Origin of the sequence: Streptomyces sp. RLB3-17, assembly GCF_007113425.2 — a bacterium.
In the GTDB taxonomy this organism is placed as follows: Bacteria; Actinomycetota; Actinomycetes; order Streptomycetales; family Streptomycetaceae; genus Streptomyces; species Streptomyces mirabilis_D.
The window spans coordinates 4,026,372-4,039,669 of record NZ_CP041610.2 but is presented as its reverse complement, the minus strand read 5'-3'; the positions used below and the strand labels follow the sequence as shown (position 1 = coordinate 4,039,669).

8 protein-coding genes and 3 tRNA genes are annotated in these 13,298 nt (G+C 69.8%); 4 read left to right on the top strand and 7 right to left on the bottom strand.

Annotated features, from left to right (window positions below; translation table 11 throughout):
- Window positions 1-176 precede the first annotated feature (176 nt).
- Complete coding sequence (locus tag FNV62_RS18655) at window positions 177-1,487, top strand: RNA polymerase sigma factor (RefSeq protein WP_143601567.1); 1,311 nt, start codon at window positions 177-179, stop codon at window positions 1,485-1,487.
- A 323-nt stretch (window positions 1,488-1,810) separates the two neighbouring features.
- On the opposite strand, the gene FNV62_RS18650 is transcribed toward FNV62_RS18655, so the two are convergent.
- The 4 genes from FNV62_RS18650 to FNV62_RS18635 all read right to left on the bottom strand — a co-directional run bounded on the left by FNV62_RS18650 (window position 1,811) and on the right by FNV62_RS18635 (window position 7,647).
- Window positions 1,811-3,739 carry an ABC transporter ATP-binding protein gene (locus tag FNV62_RS18650; RefSeq protein ID WP_143613309.1) on the bottom strand — a complete coding sequence of 643 codons (1,929 nt, stop codon included), beginning with the start codon at window positions 3,737-3,739 and terminating at the stop codon, window positions 1,811-1,813.
- A complete protein-coding gene (locus FNV62_RS18645; RefSeq protein WP_054233616.1) occupies window positions 3,739-5,472 on the bottom strand; it encodes an ABC transporter ATP-binding protein in 1,734 nt (577 codons plus the stop codon). The genes FNV62_RS18650 and FNV62_RS18645 overlap by 1 nt, the downstream gene beginning before the upstream one ends.
- 202 nt (window positions 5,473-5,674) lie before the next feature.
- Complete coding sequence (locus tag FNV62_RS18640; RefSeq protein WP_097284617.1) at window positions 5,675-7,129, bottom strand: FGGY family carbohydrate kinase; 1,455 nt, start codon at window positions 7,127-7,129, stop codon at window positions 5,675-5,677.
- A 212-nt stretch (window positions 7,130-7,341) separates the two neighbouring features.
- Complete coding sequence (locus FNV62_RS18635; RefSeq protein ID WP_054233549.1) at window positions 7,342-7,647, bottom strand: hypothetical protein; 306 nt, start codon at window positions 7,645-7,647, stop codon at window positions 7,342-7,344.
- A gap of 145 nt (window positions 7,648-7,792) precedes the next feature.
- Here FNV62_RS18635 and FNV62_RS18630 point away from each other — a divergent pair.
- From FNV62_RS18630 to FNV62_RS18620, 3 genes are all read left to right on the top strand, one after another.
- A tRNA-Asn gene (locus FNV62_RS18630) sits at window positions 7,793-7,865 on the top strand.
- A 5-nt stretch (window positions 7,866-7,870) separates the two neighbouring features.
- Window positions 7,871-7,943 (top strand) — tRNA-Asn (locus FNV62_RS18625).
- Between the two features lie 165 nt (window positions 7,944-8,108).
- A tRNA-Ile gene (locus tag FNV62_RS18620) sits at window positions 8,109-8,182 on the top strand.
- Window positions 8,183-8,522: 340 nt separating this feature from the next.
- Here the strand turns inward: FNV62_RS18620 and FNV62_RS18615 are convergent.
- The 3 genes from FNV62_RS18615 to FNV62_RS18605 form a co-directional block, all read right to left on the bottom strand.
- On the bottom strand, window positions 8,523-9,968 hold the full coding sequence (locus FNV62_RS18615) for an alpha/beta hydrolase family esterase (RefSeq protein ID WP_143601565.1): 1,446 nt from the start codon (window positions 9,966-9,968) through the stop codon (window positions 8,523-8,525).
- A 172-nt stretch (window positions 9,969-10,140) separates the two neighbouring features.
- Entirely contained in the window at window positions 10,141-11,502 is a 1,362-nt protein-coding gene (locus FNV62_RS18610) for a tannase/feruloyl esterase family alpha/beta hydrolase (protein ID WP_143601564.1), read from the bottom strand.
- A gap of 41 nt (window positions 11,503-11,543) precedes the next feature.
- On the bottom strand, window positions 11,544-13,151 hold the full coding sequence (locus FNV62_RS18605; RefSeq protein ID WP_097284613.1) for a long-chain fatty acid--CoA ligase: 1,608 nt from the start codon (window positions 13,149-13,151) through the stop codon (window positions 11,544-11,546).
- Between the last annotated feature and the right edge of the window lie 147 nt (window positions 13,152-13,298).

Below are 13,298 nucleotides of genomic sequence, written 5' to 3'. Positions count from 1 at the left end.
GGGCCTGCCCGGATGGGCCCGGCGCACATGCCAATCCCGTACTCCGTTCAATCGGTTTCGCGCGCGCTGAGCTGCGCACTCGGAGGGCGCGGTAACCACCGGGTCACGGACCGGACGCAAAAAGTCACCGCACGCCCCTCGTGGCGGCGATGTGTCGTACTCCACACTGGGTTCCGGTGCCTGAGTCCTCGGAGCGCGGCCGACCCGCACGCGACGGGTTTCCGATTCCCGCGGTTCCGCCAAACGACTACGGGATGGACAGCGGCGAGGCCGTCGACCCCATCCCCGACGTACCGCTGCCGCACGCCTCAGCAGCGACATTCCTGGAGGTCGCCCCCGTGCAGACCCAGACCCTCACACAGACCGACAACCTCACGGACGCGGATACGGACGCCGAGCCCGACGTCGTCACGGCGGTGCCCCCGCAGCGCGGCGCCGCGCACCACCCCGAGACGGAGCCGGACGGACCGGCGGCGGACGCCGTCGAGGCCGAGGCCGAGCCCGTGGAGGTCGAAACCGAGGCCGAGGTCCCGGAGCCCGTCGAACTGCCCCGGGGACGCGGTACGGACACCGGAGGCCCCTCCTCGGACCTGTTCCGCCAGTACCTGCGCGAGATCGGCCGCATTCCGCTGCTCACCGCGGCGGAGGAGGTCGAACTCGCCCGTCGCGTCGAGGCCGGACTCTTCGCCGAGGAGAAGCTCCGCCTCGCCTCCGACCTGGACAGTCAGCTCGCCCTCGACCTCGACAAGCTCGTCGTCATGGGCCGCATGGCCAAGCGCCGCCTCATCGAGGCGAACCTGCGCCTCGTCGTCTCGGTCGCGAAACGTTATGTGGGCCGCGGGCTCACCATGCTCGACCTGGTCCAGGAGGGGAACCTCGGTCTGATCAGGGCGGTGGAGAAGTTCGACTACGCCCGTGGGTACAAGTTCTCGACGTACGCGACCTGGTGGATCCGGCAGGCCATGTCGCGGGCGCTGGCCGATCAGGCCCGGACGATCCGGGTCCCCGTCCACGTGGTCGAGTTGATCAACCGGGTGGTGCGGGTCCAGCGGCGGATGCTGCAGGAGCGCGGCTACGAACCGACGCCGGACGAGGTCGCCGCGCACCTCGACCTTCCCGGTGAGCGGGTGAGTGAGGTGCTGCGTCTTGCCCAGGAGCCGGTGTCGTTGCACGCGCCGGTGGGGGAGGAGGACGACGTGGCGCTCGGCGACCTGATCGAGGACGGTGACGCGACGTCGCCGGTGGAGTCCGCCGCGTTCCTGCTCCTGCGGGAACACCTGGAAGCGGTGCTCTCCACGCTCGGCGAGCGTGAACGCAAGGTCGTCCAGCTCCGGTACGGGCTCGCCGACGGCCGCCCCCGCACGCTCGAGGAAATAGGCCGTATCTTCGGCGTCACCCGCGAACGCATCCGCCAGATCGAGTCCAAAACCCTCAACAAACTGAGGGACCACGCCTTCGCGGACCAACTCCGCGGCTACCTGGACTGACCCGACGTCTCTCGCCCCCGCCGCCCCTACTCGTCCCATCCCTGGGGGCTACGCCCCCAGACCCTGTCGGCCTGAACGGCCTCGTCCTCAAACGCCGGACGGGCTGAAAGATGCGCGCCAGCGCTTCTGAGGGGCGCGGGGAACTGCGCGACCAGCCCCCACCGGCCCGCAGTCGAAAGACCACCCTCCGGGGTCTGGGGCGGAGCCCCAGGTAGGGATGATGGGGGTCCCCCCTGCTCGAGCGAAGCCGAGAGCTTGGGGGAGGGTAGGGGCGGCGGGGGCGAGGAAGCACCTCCCCGCACCCGCCTGCCCACCCGCACCCGCTAGTCGACCTCGGCCACCGCCTGGGCGAACTGGGCCTTGTAGAGGCGCGCGTACGCCCCGTTCGCCGCCAACAGCTCCGCATGCGCGCCCTGCTCGACGATCGACCCGTTCTCCATCACGAGGATGGTGTCCGCGTCCCGGATCGTGGAGAGCCGGTGGGCGATCACGAACGACGTCCGCCCGTGCGCGAGCTTCGCCATCGCCTTCTGGATCAGCACCTCCGTACGGGTGTCGACGGAACTGGTCGCCTCGTCGAGGACGAGGATCACCGGGTCGGACAGGAACGCCCGCGCGATGGTGATCAGCTGCTTCTCGCCCGCGCTGACCCCCGTCCCCTCGTCGTCGATGACGGTGTCGTAGCCCTCGGGGAGCGTGCGGATGAAACGGTCCGCGTGCGCGGCCCGCGCCGCCTCCTCGATCTCCCCGCGGGTGACCTCACGCGAGGCCCCGTACGCGATGTTCTCCGCGATCGTGCCGCCGAACAGCCAGGTGTCCTGGAGCACCATCCCGATCCCGGCCCGGAGTTCGTCCCGGGACATGGACGCGATGTCGACCCCGTCGAGGGTGATCCGGCCGCCGGTGACGTCGTAGAACCGCATCAGGAGGTTGACCAGCGTGGTCTTGCCGGCGCCGGTCGGGCCGACGATCGCCACCGTGTGGCCCGGCTCCACCTTCAGCGACAGGTCCTCGATGAGCGGCTTCTCGGGGTCGTAGCGGAAGGACACGTTCTCCAGCGCCACCCGCCCGCGCAGCTCGTCGGGGCGCGCCGCCGGCATCGGGTCGGCCTCCTGCTCCTCAGCGTCGAGGAGTTCGAAGATGCGCTCCGCGGACGCGACACCGGACTGCACGAGGTTCGCCATCGAGGCGACCTGTGTCAGCGGCATCGAGAACTGGCGGGAGTACTGGATGAAGGCCTGGACGTCGCCGATCGACAGCGAGCCGGACGCGACACGCAGACCGCCGACCACCGCCACCAGCACATAGTTCAGGTTCGACACGAACATCATCAGCGGCTGCATGACCCCGCTGTTGAACTGCGCCTTGAACCCGGCCTCGTACAACTTCTCGTTCTGCTCGGCGAACTGAGCCGCCGACTCCTCCTGCCGCCCGAACACCTTCACCAGCGTGTGCCCGGTGTACATCTCCTCGATGTGGGCGTTGAGCTTGCCGGTGGTGCGCCACTGCTGCACGAAGTGCGGCTGCGAGCGCTTGCCGATGCGCGTGGCGACGACGAAGGAGAGCGGGACCGTGACGAGCGCGACCAGCGCGAGCAGCCACGACACCCAGAACATCATCGCGAGCACGCCGATGATGGTCAGCAGGGAGTTCACCAGCTGGCCCATCGACTGCTGCAGGGTCTGCTGGATGTTGTCGATGTCGTTCGTGGCGCGGCTGAGCACCTCACCGCGCTGGCGCTTGTCGAAGTACGACAGCGGCAGCCGCGAGAGCTTCGCCTGCAGGTCCTCGCGCATGTGGTAGACGGTCTTGTTGACGGCCCGGTTCACCAGGCGCGTCGCCACCGCCATCAGCAGGCCGGCCAGCAAAAACGTACAGAGCGCGAGCAGCAGTACGTTGCCGACGGCACCGAAGTCGATGCCCTTGCCGGGGGTGAAGTCCGTCCCGGCGAGCATGTCGGCCATGCCGCCCTCACCGCGCCTGCGCATGGAGGCGAGGACCTCGGCCTTGGTGGCACCGGCCGGCATCTGCCGCCCGATGATGCCCGCGAAGACCAGGTCGGTGGCCTTGCCGAGGATCTTCGGTCCGACCACCGAGAGCGCCACGCTCAGGACGACGGCGACCAGCATTCCGTACATGGTGACGCGTTCGGGTTTGAACTGGGCCAGGAGCCTCTTCCCGGACACCTTGAAATCCATCGAGCGCTGATCGGGGCCGCCCCCGGCCATCATGCGTCCCATGGGCCCGGCCATCAGGCGGCCTCCGCTTCCGTCAGCTGGGAGAGAACGATCTCCCGATAGGTCTCGTTGTCGGCCATGAGCTCGTGGTGACGGCCCGTGCCCACCACCCGGCCCTCGTCGAGGACCACGATCCGGTCGGCGTCCCGAATGGTCGACACCCGCTGGGCGACGATCACCACGGTCGCCTCGGCGGTCTCCTGGGAGAGCGCCGCGCGCAGTGCCGCGTCGGTCGCGTAGTCGAGCGCGGAGAAGGAGTCGTCGAAGAGGTAGATCTCGGGGCGCTGGACGAGGGTGCGGGCGATGGCGAGGCGCTGGCGCTGACCACCGGAGACGTTGGTGCCGCCCTGCGCGATCGGCGAGTCCAGGCCGTTCTCCAGCCGCTCCACGAAGCCCTTGGCCTGCGCCACCTCCAGCGCGTGCCACAGCTCCTCGTCGGTCGCGTCCGGATTGCCGTAGCGGAGGTTGGTGGCGACCGTCCCCGCGAAGAGGTAGGGCTTCTGGGGGACGAGCCCGACCGTTCTGGCGAGCAGCTTCGGCTCGACGGTCGACACGTCCACGCCGTCGACGAGGACTTCTCCGTCGGTGGCGTCGAAGAGCCGGGGCACGAGCCCGAGCAGCGTCGACTTGCCGCTGCCCGTCGACCCGATCACGGCGGTCGTCTCACCCGGCCGCGCCACCAGTTCGATGGACTTCAGGACGGGCTCCTCGGCACCCGGGTAGCGGAACCCGGCGCCGCGGATCTCCAGGTGGCCGTGGCGCCGCAGCTCCACGACGGGCGCGCTCGGCGGCACGACGCTCGACGAGGTGTCCAGGACCTCTTCGATGCGCTCGGCACAGACCTCCGCGCGCGGCACCATCATGAACATGAAGGTGGCCATCATCACGGACATCACGATCTGCATGAGGTAGGCGAGGAACGCGGTCAGGTCGCCGATCTGCATGCCGCCGCTGGCGATGCGGTGGGCGCCGAACCAGACCACGGCGATCGACGAGAGGTTCACGACGGTCATGACCATCGGGAACATCAGGGCGAGCATCCGGCCGGTGCCGAGGGACACCTCGGTCAGCTGGGCGTTGGCGGACTCGAAGCGGTCCTTCTCGTAGTCGTCGCGGACGAAGGCGCGGATGACGCGGTTGCCGGTGATCTGCTCGCGCAGCACCCGGTTCACGGTGTCCAGGCGCACCTGCATGGTCCTGAACAGCGGGCGCAGCCGGCGCACGATCAGGGTCACTCCGATGCCGAGCACCGGCACCACGGCGACCAGGACCGCGGAGAGCGGCACGTCCAGGCCGAGGGCCAGCACGATGCCGCCGACACACATGATCGGCGCCGACACCAGCAGGGTGAACGTCATCAGCGTGAGCATCTGCACCTGCTGGACGTCATTGGTGGTGCGGGTGATCAGGGAGGGGGCTCCGAAGTGGCCCACCTCGCGTGCGGAGAAGGACTGCACCCGGTCGAAGACGGCGGCCCGGATGTCCCGGCCGACGGAGGACGCCGTACGGGCGCCGTAGTAGACGGCGCCGATGTTGCAGACGACCTGGATCAGCGAGATCCCGATCATCAGGGCACCGAAGGACAGGATGTAACCCGTGTCTCCCTTGACGACACCGTTGTCAATGATGTGTGCGTTCAGGGTCGGCAGGTACAGGGTTGCGCAGGTCTGCAGGAACTGCAGCAGCACGAGGAGAGCGATGGGTTTCTTGTACGGACTGAGGTAGGTCCGAAGCAGTCGTATGAGCACGCGGCTTCTCTCGGAGTCGTCGACGGCAGTGCGGTCGGTGGTGCACCACCCCCTATCGTCGAACACTCCACCCGTGTTACCTCAACCGATTAATCCAAGAGCGGACCAAGAGCGGATCGGAACCGGACCTCGAGACGTACGTCATAGGGTCCCTGTCGGCCGCCACGCCCACCGGGACACCCGTCCGCACCCCTCTCGCCCCCTATGACCGGAACGCCCCCGGATGCGTCTGTTCCCGTACGGACACGTACTGCTGCCGTACGGCCTGACCCACGGCCAGTTCCTCGCCGGGCTCCAGTATCTGGGCGATCGCACCCTGCCAGACGGGTGGCAGCTGGGGGTCGAGCGTGCCCTGTGAGACGCCGAGGGCCCAGGCCGCCTGACGGGCCGCGCCCAGCGCCGCGTAGTCCGCCGGCTGGGGCACGACGACCTGCGCGCCGAACAGCGCGGGCGCCGCGGCCTGCACGGCCGGCAGCTCGGCGGCCGCCCCGAGCAGGAACACCCGCCGTACGTCCACGCCGCGTCCGCGCAGCACGTCGAGCGCGTCCGCGAGCCCGCACAGCATGCCCTCGAAGGCGGCCCGCGCCAGGTGTTCGGGCCGCATCGACTCGCGCCGCAGCCCCGCGAGCGTTCCGGCGGTGTGCGGGAGGTTCGGGGTCCGCTCGCCCTCCAGGTACGGCAGCAGGACCAGCCCGTGGGAGCCCGGCGTGGACTTCATCGCCAGCTCGGACAGGCTCTCCAGGTCGGGCAGGCCGAGCAGTTCGACCGCGCCGCGCAGGGTGCGTACGGCGTTGAGGGTGGTCACCACCGGCAGGTGCATGCCGGTCGCGTCCGCCAGCGAGGTGATCATGCCGGAGGCGTCGACCAGCGCCTCGGGGTGTACGGCCATCACGGACCCGGAGGCGCCGAGGGACACGACCGCGTCCCCGAGCCCGATACCGAGCCCGAAGGCCGCGGCCATGGTCTCTCCGGTGCCCGCGGAGATCAGCAGCCCCTCGGGTGTCGTCCCCGCCGCCTCGGACGGGCCCAGCACGTCGGGCAGCGTGGCCTGGTGGCCGAGCGCGAGCTCGACGAGATCCGGCCGGTAGCCGCCGGTCGCAGCCGACCAGTAGCCGGTTCCGGAGGCCCCGCCCCGGTCGGTGGTCCGCCGCATCGGCCGCCCGAGCAACTGCCACACCAGCCAGTCGTGCGCCTGCAGCAGCACGGCGGTGCGCAGCGCGGCGTCGGGCTCGGTCTTGTTCAGCCAGCGCAGCTTGGTCACCGGCTGGGCGGCCTGCGGTACGTGGCCCACGGCCTGCGCCCATGCCTCGCGCCCGCCGAGCGCGTCGACGAGATCGGCGGCGGCGACCTGTGCGCGCTTGTCACCGCCGACCATGGCCGGCCGCACCGTGTTGCCCTGTGTGTCCAGCGGAACGAGCGCGTTCTGCTGCGCGGAGACGCCGATGGCCTGCACGCCTTCGAGGAGCCCACCGCCGGCCGCCTCGCCCAGGGACAGCAGCCAGGCCTGTGGATCGACATCGGAAGGACGGCCGCCGCCCTCGGTGGTTTCCACCGGATGCGGGGCATATCCCTGCCTGAGCACGGCTCCCGTGTCCGTGTCGCAGACGACGATACGAGTGAAATCGGGCGAACTGTCCAACCCGGCGACTATCCCCATGGCGGAAATTCTGCCGTACGGCGGGGGATGAGTGCGCCGGGCCGGGTGGTACCGGCCCGGCGACGGGACGCCCGCCGGGCCGGGGCGCAGGTCGGACGGGGTGGCGCGGTCACCGGCCCCGCCAGGGATCCCCTCGCCCCGCCTGCCGGGAGTCGTTCGGCTTTCGGCAGGTGGGGGCTGATCGGGTGGTTTCCCGCGCCGCTCGTGGGGCCCTACGTGTTGCTGGTGCCCCAGTCGTCCTCGCGGGTGCCGTTGGTGTTGCGTTCGCGCAGCGAGCGGACGCGGGCGGTGACCGAGTCGGGGACGTGGTCGCCCACCTTCTCGCCGACCGTGTGGAACGCCTTGCCCGCGATCTCGCGCCCCTGCTGGGCGGCGGTCTCGGCGGTGTTGCGCACCGCGGGGTTCTGCGCGACCTGGCGCGCGGACTTCTTCAGCTGCTCGTAGCGCTCGCGCCCGGCGCGCGTGCCGAGCACGTAACCCAGAGCCAGTCCGGCGACGAATGTGAGCCGGTACCGCATGGCGGCCACCCTTCCCTTGCGTCGGCATCGGTGCGGGGGGAACCGATTGGCGGAGCACCCCCCTGCTTGCGCTAATGTATGTGTCGCAGCGAGCGCACGCCCCCTGGCGAATACCCGGGTAGGTGCGTTCGACGCAACGAGGCAATCCTCCGTAGCTCAATTGGCAGAGCAGCCGGCTGTTAACCGGCAGGTTACTGGTTCGAGTCCAGTCGGGGGAGCTCGGTCTCCTGTAGCTCAATTGGCAGAGCAGCCGGCTGTTAACCGGCAGGTTACTGGTTCGAGTCCAGTCGGGAGAGCAACGGAAGAGGACCCCTCAGGGGTCCTTTTTCATGTCCGGCGGAACCGCGCAGGCCACGCCGAAGTCCTCATGGTCATGCGTTGCCGACCATCCGAAGCAGGAGATCGTATGAGCGGCTATGCTGCGGCAGACGGCGCGCACAAATGTGCGCGACGCGCCGTAAGGGGCGGTAGCTCAGCCGGTTAGAGCAGCGGACTCATAATCCGTCGGCCGTGGGTTCGAGTCCCACCCGCCCCACTGCGCGCTACGCGTGAAGAAACGATGCCGCCCGCGCACTCGTGGTTTGCCAGCAACAAGGTTGCGGCCCCTGGAGCTGATCCGGGGGCCGCAGTCGTGCGTTTCGCGCTCTTTGCACTCGTCCGGGGGAACGACCGGGGAATCGCCGTTCCCTGGTGCGACGTCAGTTCGAGCCGGGGCCGGAGTTTCCGGCGGCGGGTGCCTCTGGCGGTGGTGAGCAGTCGCTGGGACGCGGCCGCGCCGCCAAGCCGACCACAGCGACCCCGCCGGCCCGTACCTCGCCGCCGTCACCGACCGCGAACGCGACGTTCTCGCCCTGCGTGAGCAGTGGCAGGCCCGGTCAGGCGGGGCAGCCGGAGTCGGCGATCACGTAGTAGCCGGTGGCGGTCTCCTCGAGGGTGTGGGTGGTGAAGGTGTTGTACAGGCCCATCTTCTGGTTGGAGCCGTTCGCGTAGGTGTAGCCGCCGCTCTGGTGGGCGCGGCCCGCGGCGACCTGGTCGTAGTTGTTCGCGGTGAAGCACTGTGGCGGAAAACCGGTGGTGGTCGCCGTCACGGCCGCGTCGGCGGCGCCGGCCTTGCCCGATGAGTCGACGGCGGCGACGGTGTAGCTGTATCCGGTGCCGGAGGCCAGTCCGGTGTCCGTGTACGAAGTGGAGGTCGTCGAGCCCGTCCTCGTACCGCCGCGGTAGATGGTGTACGAGGCGGCGCCGCTGACGGCGTTCCAGGAAAGTGAGGCGCTGGTGTCCGTGGTGCCGGTTACCGTCAGCCCGGTGGGCGCGGGCAGGGCACCGGTGCCGCCGCCGGAGGTGCCGTCCAGGCCCCAGAACTTCGCCGTGTAGTAGCTGGAGCAGATGTAGTTGAGGTAGTACGTGCCGGTCGTGCCGCACTGGTCGGTCCCGGAGCCGGGGTTCACGGCGAGGCCATGTGCCATGCCGGAGACGGTGAAGGTCTCGACGGCAGGATCGCCGTTGGCATCGTTGTAGACGTCCTGGGTGGTGCCGCCGGTGAGCGTGGCGGTCGATGACGGGGTCTGGCCGATACCCCGGACGTTCGTCCACTGGTCGCGGGACTCGGTGGCGTTGGCGGGGTTGACGGTCGAGTCGCCGGAACCCTGCCAGACGGCCACCCGCGGCCAGGGTCCGCTCCAGCCGCCCGATGCGCCGCGTACCAGGTCGCCCCACTGCTGCGGGGTCTTGCTGACCGGGTTGTACTCGCAGGTGAGGCCGCTGCTGAGATCGGTGGCGCAGCCCGCCGGGATGCCGGAGTCGATGGAGCCGCCCGCGAAGACATCGGGGTAGTCGGCGAGCATCACGGAGGTCATGGCGCCGCCGGCGGACAGCCCCGTCACATACACGCGGCTGGGGTCGCTGCCGTACTGCGTCTTGGCGTAGTAGACCATCTGTTTGATGGACAGGGCTTCGCCCTGGCCCCGGGTGTAGTCCCCGGACTGGTACCAGTTGAAGCACGAGTTGGCGTTGTTGGCGCTGGAGGTCTGCGGGAAGACCAGCGCGAAGCCGTACAGGTCGGCGTACTTGGGCCAGCCGGAGTGGCTGTAGTAGTCGCTCGCGCTCTGGGTGCAGCCGTGCAGGGCCACGACCACCGGGGCGCCGGAGGGCAGGTTGTCGGGGACGTACGTGTACATCGACAGGCTGCCGGGGTTGGAGCCGAAGCCGGTCACCTGGGTGAGCGAGGCGGCCGACGCGCTCTGCGGCACGGTGAACAGGGCGAGCGGCAGGGCCAGCAGCGCGGCCCAGCAGGTTCTACGGACGCGGTCACGAACCGACATGCAGTCCTCCCGTGGTCCAGGGGGGTGAGTGGGCGCACCGCCGCGCCGGTGTCCCTCCGGAGCGGGCGGTCCGCTGCACCGTAGAACCGCAGCGGACGCCCGACAGCGGAAGCGGACCACACTTCTCGATCGCCTCGGGTGTCGGCAGACTCCACTGCCTACGAGGTCAACCTCAGCGCAGCGCACACGAGTTGACCAGGTCTCCCGAGGTGGGCCTGGGCACCGTGCCGCTCGCCGGCGGGGCGGCCCGGTGCTCGACCCAGTCGGTCAGAGCGTGGAACGCCGAGCGATAGCAGGGCAGGATCGGCCGGAGCCGGTCCGGATAGGTGTCGTACAGGCCGTCGACGTGGGTGCCGCCCGCGATCGTGTAGTAGCGGTGCGAACCGCCGCGGTGGCTGTCGGAGACCATGCGCGCGTACACGTCCGAGTCGGTGGCGATCGGCAGCAGTGCGTCGAGCGAGCCGTGCAGTGTGATCATGGGCTTGCCGATCCTGCCGGTGAGCGAGATCCGCTCGACCGCCCGGTGCACGGAGCCCGGCCGCGCCGCATAGTCGTACGAAGCATCCGACGCGCAGGGCGCGAGAATCTCCGGAAGCGTCGAACCGGCGGACTCACCCGGACACCTGGGGTCGTAGGAGGGGTCGACCTCCGCGCGGTACACCTTCTGCGTCAGGCCCCAGTAGGCAGCCTCGTGGTACGGCCACAGGAACTCGGTGCCGGGAGCGAATCCGGCGGCGAGCATGTCGGCGTGGGTGGCCCGGCCCGCCTGGTACGCGACCGCGGTCGGCAGATAGGTGAACGGGTTCGGCCCGTCCTCGGTCCACAGCGCGCCCTCCCAGTCCACTCCGCCGTCGTACAGCTCGGGGTGGTTCTCGAGCTGCCAACGGGTCAGGTAGCCGCCGTTGGAGATGCCGGTCATGTAGGTGCGGCGTGGGGCGTGCCCGTACGCCTGCCGGACGACGGTCTTCGTGGCGAGGGTCAGCTCGGTGGTGCGCCGGTTCCATTCGGCGATCGCGTCGCCGGGCCGCTTGCCGTCGGTGTAGAAGTCGGGACCGCTGTTGCCCTTGTCGATGGAGGCGAAGGCGTAGCCCTGGGCGATGACCCAGTCGGAGATCAGGGGGTCCAGGGAGTACTGCTTGCGCGTCCCGGGCGCACCGGTCACCACGAGGCCGCCGTTCCAGCGCTCGGGCAGCCGGATGACGAACTGGGAGTCGTGGTTCCAGCCGTGGGTCTTGTTGAGGTGCGAGGAGTCGGGGAAGTAGCCGTCGATCTGGATGCCGGGGACGCCGGTGGGGTTCCTGGTCCCCTTGGCGGTGAGTGAGGCCCAGTCCGCGGAGTCGGTGTAGGCGGTACCGGCGGTCGCGGCCGTGGTCATGTCGGGCAGACAGGCCATGGTCTGGAATGCCGCGCCGGGTACGGTGATCCGGCTCTGGCCGGCGCAGTGGGGTGCCGATCGAGCCGTGGCGCTCGCCGACACTCCCGCCGTCGACAGGAGTACGGCGGACAACAAGGTGACCGTGCGTCTCAGATGCATGGTTCGCCCTCCGGGCGGTGAAGGTGAAAGGGAGCGGTGAGTCAGGAGTCGAAGCGGGCACGCAACGCCTTCTTGTCGAACTTGCCGACTCCGGTGCGCGGGATGGCCTCCACGACCTCGATACGGTCCGGGAGCTGCCAACGCGCGAAGCCGCCGGCCTCCAGGTGCGCCCGTACGCGTTCGAGGGTCACGGTGGAGCCCGGCCGTGGGGCGACGCAGATCAGCGGACGCTCCTGCCACTTGTCGTCGGGCACGGCGATGACCGCGGCCTCGGCGACCTCCGGCAGCGCCATGACGGCCGACTCCATGTCCACCGAGGAGATCCATTCGCCGCCGGACTTGATGAGATCCTTCGCACGGTCGGCGATGACGACATAGCCGTCCGGGGAGCCGATGGCGATGTCCCCGGTACGGAACCAGCCGTCCTCCGTGAACTGGGCGGCGCCCTCACCGCCGAGGTAGGAATCGGCGATCCATGGCCCGCGTACGAGCAGATCGCCCATCGACGTCCCGTCCCACGCAAGGGACTTGCCCGCCTCGTCGCGAATGTCCATCTGCACCCCGGGCAGTGGAAGACCGGCCCGGGTGCGCACCGCGTCGGTGATCCGGTCCTCCTCCCAGTCGCGCATCCGCTCCTTCGGCCACGCCACACTGGCCAGCGGCGAGGTCTCGGTCATGCCCCACACCTGCACCAGAGGGATGCCGAAGTCGCGCCGGTAGCGTTCGATCAGGGCGCGGGGCGGGCGGGCGCCGCCGCACAGCAGATGCCGTAGCGACGGCAACCCGCCGCGGGCGGTGATCTCGTCGGCGACCGCCATCCAGATGGTGGGCACGCCCGCGGCGACCGTGACCCGCTCGGCGGCCATCAGCTCGACCAGGGCCACGGGATCGAGCGAGCCACTGAGGAACACCTGCTTGGCGCCGTACGGAGTGGCGGTGTAGGGGACGCCCCAGGCGTTGGCGTGGAACATGGGCACGACCGGCAGTACGCAGTCACCTGGGCCGATGGCCATGGCGGACTGCGAGGACGCGGCGATGGCGTGCAGCACGGTCGAACGGTGCGTGTAGAGCACGCCCTTGGGGCGGCCGGTGGTGCCGGAGGTGTAACACAGGCCGAGCGGCGACCGTTCGTCGATGTCGCGGGGGGCGTACGCATCCGGCAGACCGGCGATCAGCTGTTCGTACGCCACCACCCCCGGCAGCGCGGTGTCGGGCACCTCGTCGCCGAGCACGATGACATGCCGCACGCCGGCGAGGCCGCCCCGCGCGTGCACCTTCTCCAGAAGTGGCAGCAGATCGGGATCGGCCAGGATGGCGCGGTCGTCCGCGTGGCCGATGATGTACGCCAGGTCCTCGGGGGAGAGCCTCAGGTTCAGGGTGTGCAGGACGCGCCCGGTGCAGGGCACGGCCCAGTAGGCCTCCAGGTGCCGGTATCCGTTCCAGGCGAGGGTGGCCACCCGGTCGTCCGGCGCCAGGCCGAGAGCGTCAAGGGCGTGCATCAACTGCTGGGCACGGCGCGCGAACGCGGCGTACGTGTAACGGTGCACACGGCCGTCGGGAAGTCGCGTGACCACCTCGGTGTCGGGAAAGTAGCGCGGGGCGTGTCCGAACAGCAGCCACGTGTTGAGCGGGGTCTCCATCATCGCCATGGCGCACATCGTCACCGCGGTGCCGGACCCGGGCGACGGAGGAAGACTCCGGAACGTCCCCCGCCTCAGTGGAGCAAGTACCCACACCGGCGACGGGCGGAGCGGCGCGGGGAGGGAGAAGACCCACACCCGTGCGGGGGCGTCTTG